The following is an 18,203-nucleotide window of genomic DNA, read 5'->3' as shown; positions in this document are numbered from 1 at the left end:
CATTGAAGCCTATGACCGAACTCGACATTATGATTTGCTGGTTACCAATAACCCGATTCATAAGAAGGAACAGACTCCAGTTTATTATTTAAAAAACGACTTGGATTTGGCAGGGATTCGTCAGTTATTATTCACTTAAAAGGCTTGGTTGTTCCAGGTCTTTTTTGTGAAATTCACACAATCTCCTCATATTTTTTTAAAAATTAAAAAAAGTTGATAAACAAGAAAGCGCTTTATTTTGTATACTAGTTAGTGTAAAGAGGAGACATCCTCAAGATCATTATCAGGAGGACAGCACATGTCACAAGAAAAATACATCATGGCCATTGACCAGGGAACTACAAGTTCTCGTGCCATTATTTTCAACAAAAAAGGAGAAAAGGTTAGCTCGAGTCAAAAAGAGTTTACTCAGATTTTCCCTCAGGCAGGTTGGGTTGAGCACAAAGCTAATGAAATTTGGAACTCAGTCCAGTCAGTTATTGCGGGTGCTTTCATCGAAAGTGGTGTCAAGCCAAATCAAATCGAAGCAATCGGGATTACCAACCAGCGTGAAACAACTGTCGTCTGGGATAAGAAAACAGGCCTTCCTATCTACAACGCAATCGTTTGGCAGTCACGCCAGACAGCACCTTTGGCTGAGCAACTAAAAAGCCAAGGTTATGTGGAAAAATTCCATGAAAAGACTGGTTTGATTATCGATGCTTACTTCTCAGCGACTAAAGTTCGTTGGATTTTGGATCATGTAGAGGGCGCTCAAGAGCGAGCAGAAAAAGGGGAATTGCTCTTTGGTACCATTGATACTTGGTTGGTCTGGAAATTGACTGACGGTGCAGCTCATGTGACGGACTACTCAAATGCGGCTCGTACCATGCTTTATAACATTAAAGAACTCAAATGGGATGATGAGATTTTGGAAATCCTCAATATTCCTAAAGCAATGTTGCCTGAGGTTCGTTCTAACTCTGAAATCTACGGTCAGACAGCTCCATTCCATTTCTATGGTGGAGAAGTTCCAATCTCAGGTATGGCTGGGGACCAACAGGCAGCCCTCTTTGGACAGTTGGCCTTTGAACCTGGTATGGTTAAAAATACTTATGGAACAGGTTCTTTCATCATCATGAATACTGGTGAAGAGATGCAGTTGTCTGAAAACAACCTCTTGACAACCATTGGTTATGGAATCAATGGCAAGGTTTACTATGCCTTGGAAGGTTCTATCTTCATCGCAGGAAGTGCCATTCAATGGCTTCGTGACGGTCTTCGCATGGTTGAAAATTCACCAGAATCTGAAAAATACGCTCGTGATTCTCACAACAATGATGAAGTTTATGTCGTTCCAGCCTTTACAGGTCTAGGTGCTCCATACTGGAACCAAAACGCTCGCGGTTCTGTCTTTGGCTTAACTCGTGGAACAAGTAAAGAAGACTTTATTAAGGCAACTTTGCAATCTATTGCTTATCAAGTGCGTGATATCATCGATACCATGCAAGTGGATGCGCAGACAGCTATCCAAGTCTTGAAAGTAGACGGTGGTGCAGCTATGAATAATTTCCTCATGCAGTTCCAAGCTGACATTTTGGGAATCGATATCGCACGCGCCAAAAACTTGGAAACAACAGCTCTGGGGGCAGCCTTCCTAGCAGGTTTGTCAGTAGGTTACTGGAAGGACTTGGATGAGTTGAAACTCTTGAACGAGACAGGAGAACTCTTTGAGCCATCTATGAACGAATCGCGCAAGGAACAACTCTACAAGGGCTGGAAGAAGGCTGTAAAAGCAACCCAAGTCTTTGCGGAAGTAGACGACTAATACTGGAAGAATAAAGCGACTTAGTTAGAAAGTGTGTAAATATGGAATTTTCAAAGAAAACACGTGAATTATCAATTAAAAAAATGCAGGAACGTACCCTGGACCTCTTGATTATCGGTGGAGGAATCACAGGGGCTGGTGTAGCCTTGCAGGCGGCAGCTAGCGGTCTTGAGACTGGTTTGATTGAAATGCAGGACTTCGCAGAAGGAACATCCAGCCGTTCAACAAAATTAGTTCACGGAGGTCTTCGTTACCTCAAACAATTTGACGTAGAAGTTGTATCAGATACTGTTTCTGAACGTGCAGTGGTTCAACAAATCGCACCACACATTCCAAAACCGGATCCAATGCTCTTGCCAGTTTACGATGAAGATGGAGCGACCTTTAGCCTCTTCCGTCTTAAAGTAGCTATGGACTTGTATGACCTTTTGGCAGGAGTTAACAACACACCAGCTGCTAACAAGGTTTTGAGTAAGGAAGAAGTCTTGGAACGCCAGCCAAACTTGAAGAAAGAAGGCTTGGTAGGAGGTGGGGTTTACCTTGACTTCCGTAACAACGATGCGCGTCTCGTGATTGAAAACATTAAACGTGCCAACCAAGACGGTGCCCTCATTGCTAACCACGTGAAGGCAGAAGGCTTCCTCTTTGACGAAAGTGGCAAGATTACAGGTGTCGTAGCTCGTGATCTCTTGACAGACCAAGTCTTTGAAATCAAGGCTCGTCTGGTTATCAATACAACAGGTCCTTGGAGCGACAAGGTACGCAATTTGTCTAATAAGGGAACACAATTCTCACAAATGCGTCCAACTAAGGGAGTTCACTTAGTAGTGGATTCAAGCAAGATCAAGGTTTCACAACCAGTTTACTTTGACACAGGTTTGGGTGATGGCCGTATGGTCTTTGTTCTTCCACGTGAAAACAAGACATACTTTGGTACAACTGATACAGACTACACAGGTGACTTGGAACATCCAAAAGTAACTCAAGAAGATGTAGATTACCTACTTGGCATTGTCAATAACCGCTTCCCAGAAGCCAACATCACCATTGATGATATCGAAAGCAGCTGGGCAGGTCTTCGTCCATTGATCGCAGGCAATAGCGCTTCTGACTACAACGGAGGAAATAATGGAACCATCAGTGATGAAAGCTTTAACAACTTGATTGCGACTGTTGAATCCTATCTTTCTAAAGAAAAAACGCGTGAAGATGTTGAGTCTGCTGTCAGCAAGCTTGAAAGCAGTACCTCTGAGAAACATTTGGATCCATCTGCAGTTTCTCGTGGTTCGAGCTTGGATCGTGATGACAATGGCCTTTTGACCCTTGCTGGTGGTAAAATCACAGACTACCGTAAGATGGCTGAAGGAGCTATGGAGCGCGTGGTTGACATCCTTAAAGCAGAATTTGACCGCAGCTTTAAACTCATCAACTCTAAGACTTACCCTGTTTCAGGTGGAGAATTGAACCCAGCAAATGTGGACTCAGAAATCGAAGCCTTTGCGCAACTTGGAGTGTCACGTGGTTTGGATAGCAAGGAAGCTCATTACCTAGCAAATCTTTACGGTTCAAATGCACCGAAAGTCTTTGCTCTTGCTCACAGCTTGGAACAAGCACCAGGACTCAGCTTGGCAGATACTTTGTCACTTCACTATGCAATGCGCAATGAGTTGGCTCTGAGCCCAGTTGACTTCCTTCTTCGTCGTACCAACCATATGCTCTTTATGCGTGATAGTTTGGATAGCATCGTTGAGCCAGTTTTGAATGAAATGGGACGATTCTATGATTGGTCAGAAGAAGAAAAAGCAGCCTACCGTGCGGATGTTGAAGCAGCCCTTGCTAACAACGATCTAGCGGCATTGAAAAATTAAGAAAAACTAGAAGAGAGGGAGACAAGCCTTCCTTGCCTTCTCTCTCCTTCTTTAAAATGGAGACAACGATATGATGAAAGAATTATTTGGTGAATTTTTAGGGACCTTAATCCTGATTCTTTTGGGAAATGGGGTTGTAGCAGGAGTGGTTCTTCCGAAAACGAAGAGCCATAACTCAGGTTGGATCGTCATTACTCTTGGTTGGGGGATTGCAGTTGCAGTGGCAGCCTTTATCTCTGGCAAGTTAAGTCCGGCACATTTGAATCCAGCGGTGACGATTGGGGTTGCTCTTAATGGTGGACTAGCTTGGGCATCTGTGATTCCTTATATCATCGCTCAATTCGCTGGAGCCATGGTGGGGCAAGTCCTTGTCTGGTTACAGTTCAAACCGCATTACCTAGCAGAAGAAAATCCTGGAAATATCCTTGCAACCTTCAGTACAGGTCCAGCTATCAAAGACACTACTTCCAATCTAATCAGTGAAATCCTTGGAACCTTTGTTTTGCTATTGACCATCTTTGCACTTGGTCTTTATGACCTTCAAGCAGGACTTGGTACTTTTGCCGTTGGTACCTTGATTGCAGGGATTGGTTTGTCTCTCGGTGGAACTACAGGCTCCGCTCTCAACCCAGCTCGTGACCTAGGACCTCGTATCATGCACAGCCTCCTTCCTATTCCTAACAAAGGAGATGGTGACTGGGGTTACGCTTGGATTCCTGTTGTAGGACCTGTTATTGGTGCAGCCTTGGCCGTTCTCGTATTCTCACTTTTCTAATTTAGAAAATAGAGCTTGAGATGAGTATCTCAGGCTTTTTTCATTGAGTATAACTTCTTAGAGCTAGCCTCCAACGATAATAATTCCTTCAAAAAATAGGAAGAATAAAGGCACTAGCTTTTGCTTTTTCATGTGAAAACCATCATTTTTGTTTTCTGCTATTTTATGCTAAAATATTAAAAATCAAATTTTAATTCTAAAGTTGGTAACTAAGATGGGAGCGTTACATGTCTAATTCATTTATTAAGTTGTTAGTCTCTCAATTGTTTGCAAATTTAGCAGATATTTTCTTTAGAGTAACAATCATTGCTAACATATACATTATTTCAAAATCAGTAATTGCCACATCACTAGTTCCCATTTTAATAGGGATATCCTCTTTTGTTGCGAGTCTTTTAGTTCCTTTAGTTACTAAAAGGATAGCGCTAAATAGGGTTTTATCTTTATCCCAATTTGGAAAGACTATATTATTGGCGATACTGGTAGGAATGTTTACTGTAATGCAATCCGTAGCGCCTTTGGTAACCTATCTATTTGTTGTGGCAATTTCAATATTGGATGGTTTTGCAGCACCTGTTTCCTATGCTATTGTGCCACGCTATGCGACCGATTTGGGTAAGGCTAACTCAGCTTTGTCAATGACTGGTGAAGCTGTTCAGTTAGTGGGTTGGGGATTAGGTGGACTCTTATTTGCAACAATTGGTCTTTTACCTACCACGTTTATAATTTTAATCTTGTATATCATTTCTAGCTTTTTGATGTTATTTCTCCCTAAGGCTGAAGTAGAGGTGTTAGAGTCAGAAACTAATCTTGAAATTTTGCTAAAAGGTTGGAAGTTAGTTGCTAGAGATCCTAGATTAAGACTTTTTGTATCAGCAAATTTATTTGAAATTTTCTCAAATACTATTTGGGTTTCGTCTATCATACTTGTCTTTGTAACGGAGTTATTAAATAAAACGGAAAGTTACTGGGGATATTCTAATACAGCATACTCTATTGGGATTATAATTAGTGGCTTAATTTCTTTTAGGCTATCTGAAAAGTTCCTTGCTGCTAAATGGGAAAGTATTCTTTTTCCTCTTGTAGCCATGGCAATAGTGACACTGACTATTCTATATTTTCCAAATGCACAGATGTTTTTAGTATTTTCAGCTCTAGTTGGGATGTTATCGCAGCTAAAAGAAGTTCCTGAAAGTGTATTTCTTCAGGAAACAGTAGAGGAAAATCATTTGGTTAATGTCTATTCCGTTCTTGAAGTGATTTCGACATTAGCATTTTCAGTATTTGTTTTGCTAATGAGCTATATTACTGAGAATTTTGGTATTAGCATCAGTTTTTGGATATCAGCCATTTGTCTGATGATAGAAGCTATTTTAATTTATATCAGACGAGATTATTTTAGGTGAGAGACTAGTTAAAAAGTCTTGAAAAATTAGAAAAGCGCATAGTATCGGGTGTTGAAAAAACTTGATATCGTGCGTTTTATTATGGGAAGATTTACTTCATTTTCTACTGAAATTGAGTTTTTGTCCAGCCTCACTCTATTTAAAATATACATAGAAAAACCGCATAATCCTTAAAATAAGCTGAAATCTAGTGAAAATGTACGGCAAACAATTGAAAAATTACCCTATAAAGTGGTACAATGGTAGAAAAATACTATAGTAAGAGTTCATCTTATTTAGCAAAAATTACAGAAATGAATGGTTTTTCTTGATGAAACAGAGAAAAGAATTGTACCTCTTTCTTGGTAGGACAGCCTTGTATTTTCTTATCTTTCTAGGGCTGCTTTACTTCTTTAGCTATCTTGGTCAGGGTCAAGGAAGCTTTATCTATAATGAATTTTAACTTGAAGGAGAATCCCTATTGTGTCAAATAAACCAATAGTAGATATGATTGAAACCATTGAGCATTTTGCTCAGACACAGCCTAGCTATCCTGTCTATAATGTTTTGGGGCAGGAACACACTTATGGAGATTTAAAGGCTGATTCGGATAGTTTGGCTGCAGCCATCGATCAACTGGATTTACCAGAGAAGTCTCCTGTGGTTGTTTTTGGAGGCCAAGAATATGAAATGTTGGCAACTTTTGTAGCACTGACTAAGTCAGGACATGCCTACATTCCCATTGATAGCCATTCGGCTTTGGAGCGAGTTTCAGCTATTTTAGAAGTAGCGGAGCCAAGTTTGATTATTGCCATCTCAGACTTTCCCTTGGAGCAGGTTTCTACACCAATGATAACCCTAGATCAGGTTCAAGAATCCTTTGCTCAAGGGACTAGCTATGAGATCACGCATCCAGTCAAGGGTGATGATAACTACTACATTATCTTTACATCTGGTACAACTGGTAAGCCTAAGGGAGTGCAGATTTCACATGATAATCTCCTCAGCTTTACCAATTGGATGATTACGGACAAGGAATTTGCGACGCCAAGTCGTCCGCAAATGCTGGCTCAGCCACCTTATTCTTTTGATCTGTCTGTCATGTACTGGGCTCCGACCTTGGCATTAGGTGGTACGCTCTTCGCTCTTCCTTCAGCTATTACTCAGGACTTTAAGCAACTCTTTGCGACCATCTTTTCATTGCCAATCGCTATCTGGACATCAACCCCTTCTTTTGCAGATATGGCCATGTTGTCTGAAGACTTTAATAGCGAGAAAATGCCTGGAATCACGCATTTCTACTTTGATGGCGAAGAATTGACGGTTAAAACGGCTCAAAAACTGCGCGAACGTTTCCCAAATACCCGTATTATCAATGCCTACGGTCCAACAGAAGCGACAGTAGCCCTATCAGCAGTTGCTGTGACGGACGAGATGTTGGCGACTCTTAAACGCCTCCCAATCGGCTATACCAAGGCTGATTCTCCAACCTTTATCATTGACGAGGAAGGAAATAAACTGCCAAATGGGGAACAGGGAGAAATCATTGTTTCTGGACCAGCTGTGTCAAAAGGCTATATGAACAATCCTGAAAAAACAGCGGAAGCCTTCTTTGAGTTTGAGGGTCTGCCAGCCTATCACACAGGCGATGTGGGAACTATGACAGAAGAAGGTTTGCTTCTCTACGGCGGTCGCATGGACTTCCAGATTAAGTTCAATGGTTACCGCATTGAGTTAGAAGATGTCTCTCAAAATCTTAATAAGTCTCGTTATATCGAGTCTGCTGTCGCTGTTCCGCGCTATAACAAAGACCACAAGGTACAAAATCTGCTAGCCTATGTCATCTTAAAAGACGGTGTTCGCGAGCAGTTTGAACGTGATATCGATATTACCAAGGCCATCAAGGAAGACCTGACAGACATCATGATGTCCTACATGATGCCATCTAAATTCCTTTATCGAGACAGTTTACCACTGACTCCAAATGGAAAAATTGACATCAAAGGATTGATTAACGAGGTGAATAGCAGATGATGGAGTTCTTTCAACAGCTTCCTCATTTAGAGCCATACGGCAATCCTCAGTATTTTATCTATGTGATTGCTGCAACCTTACCCATCTTTATCGGTCTCTTTTTCAAGAAACGCTTTGCCTGGTATGAAGTACTGGTTAGTCTCTTCTTTATCGTCACCATGTTGGTAGGTGGGAAGACCAATCAACTGGCTGCCTTAGGTATTTACCTTTGCTGGGAAATATTGCTCCTGCTTTTCTACAAGTACTATCGAAAAAGCAAGGATGGTAAGTGGGTCTTCTACCTAGTTAGTTTTCTGTCCCTTCTCCCGATTATCTTTGTCAAGGTGCAGCCAGCTATTAATGGAACGCAGTCTTTGCTGGGGTTCTTGGGAATTTCTTACCTGACCTTTCGTTCGGTTGGGATTATCATCGAGCTGAGAGATGGAGTGATTAAGGATTTCTCCCTCTGGGAATTCCTCCGTTTCCTTCTCTTCATGCCGACCTTTTCAAGTGGCCCAATCGATCGCTTTAAGCGATTTAATGAAAATTATCAGACCATTCCTGAGCGAGATGAGTTGATGGATATGCTGGATGAATCTGTTCGCTATATCATGTGGGGCTTTTTGTATAAGTTTATCCTAGCTCATGTTTTAGGAGAGACCTTACTCCCTCCTCTGAAGAATCTAGCCCTGCAGTCAGGTGGCTTCTTTAATCTCTATGCTTTAGCGGTTATGTATACCTTTGGTCTGGAGCTCTTCTTTGACTTTGCAGGTTACTCTATGTTTGCCTTGGCCATTTCAAACTTGATGGGAATCCGTAGCCCTATCAACTTTAACAAGCCCTTTTTATCAAGGGATTTGAAGGAGTTTTGGAATCGCTGGCATATGAGTCTCTCTTTCTGGTTCCGTGACTTTGTCTTTATGCGAATGGTGATGGTATTGACCAGAAAGAAGGTCTTTAAAAATCGCAATGTAACCTCAAGTGTGGCCTACATTGTAAATATGCTGATTATGGGATTTTGGCATGGAGTGACTTGGTACTACATCGCCTATGGACTCTTTCATGGCCTGGGCTTGGTCATCAATGACGCTTGGGTTCGTAAGAAAAAAACACTCAATAAGGAGCGGAAAAAAGCAGGGAAGCCTGCTCTACCTGAGAATCGCTGGATTCAGTTGCTTGGCATGGTTGTCACCTTCCATGTCGTCATGCTGTCATTCTTAATCTTTTCTGGATTTTTGAATGATTTATGGTTTAAAAAATAAAAGGAAATAAAATATGGATATCAAATCAGAAGTTATCGAAATTATTGATGAGTTGTTTATGGAAGATGTTTCTGACATGATGGATGAAGATCTTTTTGATGCAGGTGTCTTGGATAGTATGGGAACGGTTGAGTTGATTGTGGAGATTGAGAATCGTTTTGACATTCGTGTCCCTGTGACAGAGTTTGGTCGCGACGACTGGAATACAGCTAATAAAATCATAGCTGGTATTGTGGAGCTACAAAATGCTTAAACGCTTATGGATGATCTTCGGACCGGTCTTGATAGCTGGTTTGTTGGTTTTTCTGCTCATTTTCTTTTATCCTACTGAGATGCGTCATAATCTAGGAGCTGAAAAGCGTTCAGCGGTGGCTACTACTATCGATAGTTTTAAGGAGCGAAGTCAAAAAGTCAGAGCACTGTCTGATCCAAATATGCGTTTTGTTCCCTTCTTTGGTTCTAGTGAATGGCTTCGTTTTGACGGTGCTCATCCTGCAGTCTTGGCTGAGAAATACAATCGCTCTTATCGCCCCTATCTTTTAGGACAGAGGGGAGCTGCCTCGCTCAACCAGTATTTTGGAATGCAACAGATGTTGCCACAACTGGAGAATAAACAAGTTGTGTATGTTATCTCACCTCAGTGGTTCAGTAAAAATGGCTATGAGCCAGCAGCTTTTCAGCAGTATTTTAATGGAGACCAGTTAACCAGTTTTCTGGAACATCAATCTGGAGATCAGGCTAGTCAATATGCAGCGACTCGCTTACTGCAGCAGTTCCCAAACGTAGCTATGAAGGATTTGGTTCAGAAGTTGGCAAGTAAAGAAGAATTGTCGACGGCAGACAATGAAATGATTGAATTATTGGCTCGGTTTAATGAACGCCAAGCTTCCTTTTTTGGTCAGTTTTCAGTTAGAGGCTATGTCAATTATGATAAACATGTAGTTAAGTATTTAAAGACCTTGCCAGACCAGTTTTCTTATCAGGCCATAGAAGATATTGTTAAAGCAGATGCTGAAAAGAATACTTCCAATAATGATCTGGGAATGGAAAATTATTTCTATAATACGCAGATTAAGAAGGATTTGAAGAAATTAAAGGATTCTCAGAAAAGCTTTACCTATCTCAAGTCGCCAGAGTATAATGACTTGCAGTTGGTTTTAACACAGTTTTCTAAATCTAAGGTCAACCCGATTTTTATCATTCCACCTGTTAATAAAAAATGGATGGACTATGCTGGTCTACGAGAGGATATGTACCAACAAACGGTGCAGAAGATTCGCTACCAGTTAGAAAGTCAAGGTTTTACCAATATAGCAGATTTTTCTAAGGACGGTGGGGAAGCTTTCTTTATGAAGGATACCATTCACCTTGGTTGGTTGGGTTGGTTGGCTTTTGACAAGGCAGTTGATCCTTTCCTATCCAATCCCACACCAGCTCCGACTTACCATCTGAATGAGCGCTTTTTCAGCAAAGATTGGGCGACATACGATGGAGATATCAAGGACTTTCAATAGATCATAATATAGAAGAGTTCAAGAATGAAGCCTATTTTCACGTTTTTTCTTGACTCTTCTTTTGCTTGTGATATAATTAACTGGTAAACAAAATTTCAAAGAATAGTATTTTTCTCTTAAAAAAGAGAAGTCCAAAAGGAAAGGAGTCAGATATGAGACAGCTAGCGAAGGATATCGATGGCTTTTTGAATGAGGTGATTTTACAGGCGGAAAACCAACATGAAATCCTAATAGGTCATTGTACTAGCGAGGTAGCTTTGACCAATACTCAGGAGCACATCCTCATGCTCTTGTCGGAGGAATCTTTAACCAATTCAGATTTGGCTCGTCGTCTCAATGTCAGTCAGGCGGCAGTTACCAAGGCCATTAAGTATTTGGTCAAGGAAGGGATGTTGGAAACATCTAAAGATCCTAAGGATGCGCGTGTGATTTTTTATCAGTTGACTGACTTGGCTCGTCCAATTGCTGAGGAGCACCACCATCACCATGAGCATACGCTTTTAACCTATGAACAAGTGGCGACTCAGTTTACTCCAAATGAACAAAAAGTGATCCAGCGGTTTTTGACTGCTTTAGTAGGAGAAATCAAATAATGAGATATATTACGGTAGAGGATTTGTCCTTCTATTATGATAAGGAACCTGTTCTTGAACATATCAATTATAGTGTTGATAGTGGGGAATTTGTTACCTTGACTGGGGAAAATGGAGCGGCTAAGACGACACTCATCAAGGCCAGTCTTGGAATCCTCCAACCACGCATTGGCAAGGTGACTATTTCAAAGACAAATACGCAGGGTAAGAAATTGAGAATAGCCTATCTTCCTCAACAGATTGCCAGTTTTAATGCGGGTTTTCCAAGTACGGTCTATGAATTTGTCAAGTCGGGTCGCTATCCGCGAAAAGGCTGGTTTCGTCGCTTGAATGCTCATGATGAGGAGCATATCAAGGCTAGTCTGGACTCAGTTGGTATGTGGGAACACCGAGACAAACGCTTGGGGTCTCTATCTGGAGGACAAAAGCAGCGAGCGGTGATTGCGCGTATGTTTGCTTCGGACCCAGATGTGTTTATCCTAGATGAGCCGACAACGGGGATGGATGCAGGAAGTAAAAACGAATTTTACGAACTCATGCACCACAGCGCCCATCATCATGGCAAGGCTGTTTTGATGATTACCCATGACCCTGAAGAAGTTAAGGATTATGCGGACCGCAATATTCATCTAGTCCGTAACCAAGACTCGCCATGGCGTTGTTTCAACGTTCATGAGAATGATCAGGAGGTGGGTCATGCTTAGTTTATTATCTTATGACTTTATGCAACGTGCCTTTCTGGCCGTTATTGCCATGAGTCTTTTCTCACCGGTATTGGGGACCTTCCTTATCTTGCGTCGTCAGAGTTTGATGAGTGATACCCTCAGTCACGTCTCTCTTTCGGGTGTAGCTTTTGGTTTGGTTCTGGGGATTTCTCCGACTATTTCAACTATTGCTATTGTCTTGATTGCGGCGGTCTTTCTGGAGTATCTCCGTACGGTTTACAAGAGCTTTATGGAAATCGGGACAGCTATCCTCATGTCAACAGGTCTGGCTGTTTCTCTAATTGTCATGAGCAAGGGTAAAAGCTCTAGTTCTATGAGTTTGGACCAGTATCTTTTTGGTTCAATCGTGACTATCAGTGAAGAGCAGGTTATTTCCCTCTTTGTCATTGCGGCGGTTGTTTTGATTTTGACCTTCCTCTTCCTTCGTCCGATGTACATTTTGACCTTTGATGAGGATACGGCCTTTGTGGATGGCTTGCCAGTTCGTACCATGTCTATTCTTTTTAACATGGTGACGGGGGTGGCCATTGCCCTTATGATTCCAGCAGCAGGAGCTCTTCTGGTATCGACCATTATGGTCTTGCCAGCTAGTATTGCCCTGCGTCTGGGGAAAAACTTTAAATCGGTTATGCTACTAGCCAGTGCTATTGGATTTTTGGGAATGGTAGCAGGACTCTACATTTCCTATTATGCAGAAACACCTGCAAGCGCAAGTATTACCATTATTTTTGTAACTGTCTTCTTACTGATCAGTTTAGTAAGACGTTTTATCAAATAGGAGACTAATGTGAAAAAAATTAGCTTATTGCTAGCCAGTCTATGTGCCTTGTTTTTAGTGGCTTGTTCTAATCAAAAGCAGGCAGATGGCAAACTCAATATCGTGACAACCTTTTACCCTGTCTATGAATTTACTAAGCAAGTCGTAGGAGATACTGCTAATGTAGAACTCCTCATCGGTGCTGGTACAGAACCTCACGAATATGAACCGTCTGCCAAGGCAGTTGCCAAAATCCAAGACGCAGATACCTTCGTTTATGAAAATGAAAACATGGAAACATGGGTTCCTAAATTACTAGATACTTTGGATAAGAAAAAGGTCAAAACCATCAAGGCGACAGGCGATATGTTGCTTTTGCCAGGTGGTGAGGAAGAAGAGGGAGACCATGATCATGGCGAAGAAGGCCATCACCATGAGTACGATCCCCATGTTTGGTTATCACCAGTTCGTGCTATTAAACTTGTAGAGCACATCCGTGATAGCCTATCAGCAGATTATCCGGATAAAAAAGATACCTTTGAGAAGAATGCTGCTGCCTATATCGAAAAATTACAAGCCTTGGATAAGGCTTATGCAGAAGGCTTGTCTCAAGCCAAACAAAAGAGCTTTGTAACGCAACACGCAGCCTTTAACTATCTCGCTTTAGACTATGGGCTCAAACAAGTCGCTATCTCAGGACTTTCTCCAGATGCAGAGCCATCAGCTGCACGTCTGGCAGAATTGACAGAGTACGTCAAGAAAAATAAAATTGCCTATATCTACTTTGAAGAAAATGCCTCACAAGCCCTTGCTAACACACTTTCAAAAGAGGCAGGTGTCAAAACAGATGTCCTTAATCCTTTAGAAAGTCTGACAGAAGAGGACACCAAGGCTGGAGAAAATTACATCTCTATCATGGAGAAAAACCTCAAAGCTTTGAAACAAACAACAGACCAAGAAGGTCCAGCTATCGAGCCTGAAAAGGCAGAGGATACCAAGACAGTTCAAAATGGTTACTTTGAGGATGCAGACGTCAAGGACCGCACTTTGAGTGACTATGCAGGTAACTGGCAATCAGTCTATCCTTTCCTTGAAGATGGAACTTTTGATCAGGTCTTTGACTACAAGGCTAAGTTGACTGGTAAGATGACTCAGGCTGAGTACAAGGCCTACTATACAAAAGGCTATCAGACAGATGTGACTAAGATTAACATCACTGATAACACTATGGAATTTGTTCAAGGTGGACAAAGTAAGAAATTCACCTACAAGTATGTTGGTAAGAAAATCTTGACTTACAAGAAAGGCAATCGTGGCGTGCGCTTCCTCTTTGAAGCGACAGATGCGGATGCTGGACAGTTCAAATATGTTCAGTTTAGTGATCACAATATAGCCCCAGTTAAGGCAGAACATTTCCATATCTTCTTTGGAGGCACAAGCCAAGAAGCCCTCTTTGAAGAAATGGATAACTGGCCAACCTATTACCCAGATAACCTATCTGGACAAGAAATCGCCCAAGAAATGTTGGCGCATTGATGAGAAACCGACTAGTTCATAGGAGCTAGTCGGTTTTTGGGGTACTAGATGGCTAACTTCACTATAGACCTTACAAAACTTTAAAAATATAAAATAAATAAAACTCTTGAAATATCTGGGCTTATATGCTAGAATGTTGTTAGTGTATAAGGTTCATTAGAACACCAAAGCCCCTAACTATTGCAGTAGTTAAGGGCTTTTTTTACGTATCTTAGCGATTTAACGGGTGTTTATAGGCTAGTCATTCGGTCTATTTCTTACCATATTTCAATCTACTATATTTAAAATCAGAAAATGTATCAGATGTATAAAAGCTTGATGTTATATCAATTATAAAAGTGGATAGGAAAGTTTTCTGATTATCAGAATTCCTTCCTATCCACTTTTTGAAGATTGTAAGTTAGCCTAATTTTATGTAGAATCAGCTTATTTGTTTTATTTATCAAAACCTTGCAAGGCTTTTTGGCGTTCTTCTACTTGACCTTTAGCATCTAGTTTGTTACCACCGTATACAGCTGATTCCCATGATCCGTACATTGGATTTGGGAAGATGATGAATTTTTCACCGAATTCTTTTTGCAATTCTTCAAGTTGTTTATCACGGTCAGATTCAGAAGTCTTAGAAAAATCTGCAAAGTCTACGAGGTTATCACCAAACAATAAGATAAGATTTGTTTTTTCTTGAACTTTTTGGCGACGACCCTCTTTGGATTTTACACCACTTTCTAAGAACATGAGATGATCACGTCCTTGAACAGGAATTCCTTCACTTTCAAGATTTTTAATGGTAGCATCTACTTGATTAGCTGAGCGGTCAGAAATATAGTAGATTTGGACACCGTTTTGATCAGCAAACTGAAGAAAATCCTTGGCGCCTGGGACAGCTTTTGCTGCAGCTTTTTGAACCCAAACATCCCAATTTTCGGGTGTGAATGCTGTACCATCTTTGACATTTTGTACTTGATAAGGGCTATTATCTAGGACAGTTTCATCCAAGTCTAAAACGATAGAGTAAGGTTTGTCTGATTCTGTTTTGAGCAATTCCTTTAGGTGATTTGTTGCAACGTTATAACCCTGTATGTATAAAGCTTTAGTTTCAGCTGATTTTTGATACCAAAGGGTTGACATAGTGTTTTCTCTTGACCGTAGTTGGTCATATGTCAATGTAATCTGATTATCAGATGAGCTATTATTGTTTTTCTGTGTTTCTGTGGACTTTGTTGCACAACTAGCCAATAAGACGACAGAAGCAAGTGCAGAAAGGATTGTAACAGTAGTTTTTGCTGTTTTCATGAAATATCTCCTATTTATTCATTTCAATAAATAGTATAGCACGAGAGAAAAGTTAAGGCAAGTTATTCCCTGACCATTGATGTAGATTCTATAGAAGTTAATGTAATGAAAAAAGCGATTACTAACTTGAAATGTAGTTTCACCTCTAATTATTGACATTTCAGGAAAAATCGCAGTAAAAATTACACAGCCTTCTTTAAATGTGCTATAATACAGGAAAAATAATAATGGAGGTCACGATAATGGCAACATTTTTGATGATTTTTGTGGTGGTTTGTGTGCTCCTATTGGTGATAGTCACACTGAGTACAGTTTATGTGGTTCGTCAGCAGTCGGTGGCGATTATTGAACGCTTTGGGAAATATCAAAAGGTTGCCAATAGCGGTATTCATATTCGCTTGCCTTTTGGAATTGACTCGATTGCAGCGCGGATTCAGTTGCGCTTGTTGCAAAGCGATATTGTGGTTGAGACTAAGACCAAGGACAATGTGTTCGTTATGATGAATGTGGCGACTCAGTACCGTGTCAATGAGCAGAGCGTGACAGATGCCTACTATAAACTCATGCGTCCAGAATCTCAGATTAAATCTTATATCGAAGATGCTCTTCGCTCTTCTGTTCCCAAATTAACCTTGGATGAATTGTTTGAGAAAAAAGATGAGATTGCCCTTGAAGTTCAACACCAAGTAGCAGAAGAAATGACTACTTATGGCTATATTATCGTGAAAACCTTGATTACTAAGGTCGAACCAGATGCAGAAGTCAAGCAATCCATGAATGAAATCAATGCGGCGCAACGTAAGCGGGTCGCAGCGCAAGAATTAGCGGAAGCCGACAAGATTAAAATCGTCACTGCAGCTGAAGCCGAAGCAGAAAAAGACCGCCTCCATGGTGTGGGGATTGCCCAACAACGTAAGGCGATTGTGGATGGATTGGCAGAGTCTATCACCGAACTCAAGGAAGCCAATGTTGGCATGACGGAAGAACAAATCATGTCCATCCTCTTGACCAACCAGTATTTGGATACCTTGAATACCTTTGCTTCTAAAGGAAACCAGACTATCTTTTTACCAAATACGCCAAATGGTGTTGATGATATCCGTACACAAATCTTGTCAGCCCTCCGTGCTGAGAAGAAATAATAGACTAAAGAGCTTGGCAACAGGCTCTTTTTGCATTGCATTTGTTAAGAAAAGCAAAGAACATTGATATACATTTATACTCAATGAAAATCAAAGAGCAAACTAGGAAGCTAGCCGCAGGCTGTACTTGAGTACGGTAAGGCGAAGCTGACGTGGTTTGAATTTGATTTTTGAAGAGTATTAAATAAAAATTATTGTATGTTGTCCCCCTTAATTTGGAGTGATAAGGGAATAACTAGAAAGATTTGTGAATACAAACTATTTCTGATATACTAAATATACAGTAATAATGAATGATAGGATATGGGATGAAAGAATTTCAATTTGAGAGAAAGCAGCGTTTTTCTTTGAGAAAATATACAATAGGAGCTTGTTCGGTCTTGCTAGGAACGAGTTTATTTTTTGCTGGTATGGGGGCTCAACCCGTACAGGCTACAGAAACGACTTCAACACTAATTTCAAGTCATTACTTGGATGAGCAGGATTTACCTGAAAAGCTGAAATCTGAGTTGCAATGGTTTGAAGAAAATAAGATTGAGGTAAAAGAGGGAAAAGAATACTATTTTGTCTATCGAAAATTGGCTACAAGATTACCAGAAACAGGTCTGTTTTCTAATGATGAGATGTTTATCTTGGGAGCAGGATTATTATTGCTTTCCTTCACTTTAATCAAGAGAAAAAAGGGAGCGTCTTACTTTCTTGTGACAGTCTTTGCTGTTGGTGGCTGGGGAGCATCCATCTCTGCTTTCGAAAATCTGGTAGAATTGCAACCAGCCCTTGTTAAAAGGGTAGAAGGTCAGTTTCTACCAAGTCCTGAAAGAGTTCAAGGATATGAATTTACGGGATATTATTTGGTAAGAGATAGTGCTAGCAAGGAACTTTCTGTTGATAAGGTAGAGTCGCCAGCATTATCTCAAAAGGAGGAAAGTTCAGAATCTCAGTCTAAGAAGATTGTACCACAGACTGCATCTCATTTTAGCTCGACTAAAGATCTTGTGCAATCTCCTCAACCATCTTACGCAGTTGAGCCTGTTTTAAATCCAACTTCTGAAAAAAGTATGAATATTGAGTCTAAAAAAGTACCAGATGAAGGAATGAAAACTGTTATTGAAGACAAGCCAGAACTGGAAGTTAGGATAGGGGAGATAGAGTTTGAAACTCAATTTCAGTCTGACCCAACTCTGGCTAAGGGAGAAAAAAGAATTTCTATAGAAGGTGCCAAGGGACAAGAACGAATCTTAACAGAAGTAAGGGTTGTCGATGGTATTGTTACGCGAAATGAAGTAGGGAGAGAAGTGCTTCGTGAACCAGTTGCTCAGGTGATTTTGGTCGGGGCAAAAGAGAAGGAACCTCAAGAAAATAGTATAAGCCTAGCCCCGGAAGTCCAACCACCTCTTCCGTCTTATGAGGGCGGTGTTTCCGGCGAATCCTTGGTGGAACCGTCCCTTCCATCTTATGAAGGCGGTGTTTCCGGTGAGTCCTTGGTAGAACCAGCGCTTCCGTCTTATGAAGGCGGTGTTTCCGGTGAGCCTT

16 protein-coding genes are annotated in these 18,203 nt (G+C 40.9%); 15 read left to right on the top strand and 1 reads right to left on the bottom strand.

The window, feature by feature from the left end:
- Positions 1–298 precede the first annotated feature (298 nt).
- The 13 genes from glpK (at position 299) to adcA (ending at position 14,235) form a co-directional block, all read left to right on the top strand.
- Positions 299–1,807 (top strand): glycerol kinase GlpK, encoded by a 1,509-nt coding sequence (glpK, locus tag QZ359_RS06710; protein ID WP_293964559.1) that lies wholly within the window; start codon positions 299–301, stop codon positions 1,805–1,807.
- Between the two features lie 41 nt (positions 1,808–1,848).
- Positions 1,849–3,675 (top strand): type 1 glycerol-3-phosphate oxidase, encoded by a 1,827-nt coding sequence (gene glpO / locus QZ359_RS06705; protein ID WP_293964557.1) that lies wholly within the window; start codon positions 1,849–1,851, stop codon positions 3,673–3,675.
- A 70-nt stretch (positions 3,676–3,745) separates the two neighbouring features.
- Positions 3,746–4,450, top strand: a complete 705-nt coding sequence (locus tag QZ359_RS06700) for an MIP/aquaporin family protein (RefSeq protein WP_293964555.1) — start codon at positions 3,746–3,748, stop codon at positions 4,448–4,450.
- 227 nt (positions 4,451–4,677) lie between these two features.
- Positions 4,678–5,856, top strand: a complete 1,179-nt coding sequence (locus QZ359_RS06695) for a ryptide export MFS transporter (RefSeq protein WP_120719064.1) — start codon at positions 4,678–4,680, stop codon at positions 5,854–5,856.
- 310 nt (positions 5,857–6,166) lie between these two features.
- Positions 6,167–6,298 (top strand): teichoic acid D-Ala incorporation-associated protein DltX, encoded by a 132-nt coding sequence (locus QZ359_RS06690; protein WP_000813667.1) that lies wholly within the window; start codon positions 6,167–6,169, stop codon positions 6,296–6,298.
- A 20-nt stretch (positions 6,299–6,318) separates the two neighbouring features.
- The gene (gene dltA / locus QZ359_RS06685; protein ID WP_293964549.1) at positions 6,319–7,869 is read left to right on the top strand and encodes a D-alanine--poly(phosphoribitol) ligase subunit DltA; all 1,551 of its coding nucleotides are present in this window, start codon (positions 6,319–6,321) and stop codon (positions 7,867–7,869) included.
- Complete coding sequence (gene dltB, locus QZ359_RS06680) at positions 7,866–9,110, top strand: D-alanyl-lipoteichoic acid biosynthesis protein DltB (protein WP_293964547.1); 1,245 nt, start codon at positions 7,866–7,868, stop codon at positions 9,108–9,110. Before dltA ends, dltB begins: the two co-directional genes overlap by 4 nt.
- A gap of 13 nt (positions 9,111–9,123) precedes the next feature.
- On the top strand, positions 9,124–9,363 hold the full coding sequence (dltC, locus tag QZ359_RS06675; protein WP_000351967.1) for a D-alanine--poly(phosphoribitol) ligase subunit DltC: 240 nt from the start codon (positions 9,124–9,126) through the stop codon (positions 9,361–9,363).
- Positions 9,356–10,624: a D-alanyl-lipoteichoic acid biosynthesis protein DltD gene (dltD, locus tag QZ359_RS06670; protein ID WP_293964439.1), complete on the top strand. Its 1,269-nt coding sequence runs from the start codon at positions 9,356–9,358 to the stop codon at positions 10,622–10,624. The genes dltC and dltD overlap by 8 nt, the downstream gene beginning before the upstream one ends.
- A gap of 152 nt (positions 10,625–10,776) precedes the next feature.
- Complete coding sequence (gene adcR, locus QZ359_RS06665; protein ID WP_285300342.1) at positions 10,777–11,217, top strand: zinc-dependent transcriptional regulator AdcR; 441 nt, start codon at positions 10,777–10,779, stop codon at positions 11,215–11,217.
- Complete coding sequence (locus QZ359_RS06660; protein WP_001269496.1) at positions 11,217–11,921, top strand: metal ABC transporter ATP-binding protein; 705 nt, start codon at positions 11,217–11,219, stop codon at positions 11,919–11,921. Before adcR ends, QZ359_RS06660 begins: the two co-directional genes overlap by 1 nt.
- Positions 11,914–12,720, top strand: coding sequence for a metal ABC transporter permease (locus tag QZ359_RS06655; RefSeq protein ID WP_000950030.1), 807 nt, complete (start codon positions 11,914–11,916; stop codon positions 12,718–12,720). The genes QZ359_RS06660 and QZ359_RS06655 overlap by 8 nt, the downstream gene beginning before the upstream one ends.
- 9 nt (positions 12,721–12,729) lie before the next feature.
- Positions 12,730–14,235: a zinc ABC transporter substrate-binding lipoprotein AdcA gene (gene adcA / locus QZ359_RS06650; RefSeq protein ID WP_293964430.1), complete on the top strand. Its 1,506-nt coding sequence runs from the start codon at positions 12,730–12,732 to the stop codon at positions 14,233–14,235.
- 435 nt (positions 14,236–14,670) lie between these two features.
- On the opposite strand, the gene QZ359_RS06645 is transcribed toward adcA, so the two are convergent.
- Positions 14,671–15,528, bottom strand: a complete 858-nt coding sequence (locus QZ359_RS06645) for a 5'-nucleotidase, lipoprotein e(P4) family (RefSeq protein WP_261052214.1) — start codon at positions 15,526–15,528, stop codon at positions 14,671–14,673.
- Positions 15,529–15,785: 257 nt separating this feature from the next.
- On the opposite strand from QZ359_RS06645, the gene QZ359_RS06640 reads away from it, so the two are divergent.
- Both QZ359_RS06640 and QZ359_RS06635 read left to right on the top strand, forming a co-directional pair.
- Positions 15,786–16,670: an SPFH domain-containing protein gene (locus QZ359_RS06640; RefSeq protein ID WP_004235732.1), complete on the top strand. Its 885-nt coding sequence runs from the start codon at positions 15,786–15,788 to the stop codon at positions 16,668–16,670.
- A gap of 347 nt (positions 16,671–17,017) precedes the next feature.
- On the top strand, positions 17,018–18,203 hold a 1,186-nt coding region (locus QZ359_RS06635), incomplete at its 3' end, for a G5 domain-containing protein (RefSeq protein WP_293964427.1).

The sequence above is a fragment of the Streptococcus sp. genome (assembly GCF_019414905.1).
Classification (GTDB): domain Bacteria; phylum Bacillota; class Bacilli; order Lactobacillales; family Streptococcaceae; genus Streptococcus.
This window is presented reverse-complemented; position numbering and strand designations above follow the sequence as displayed.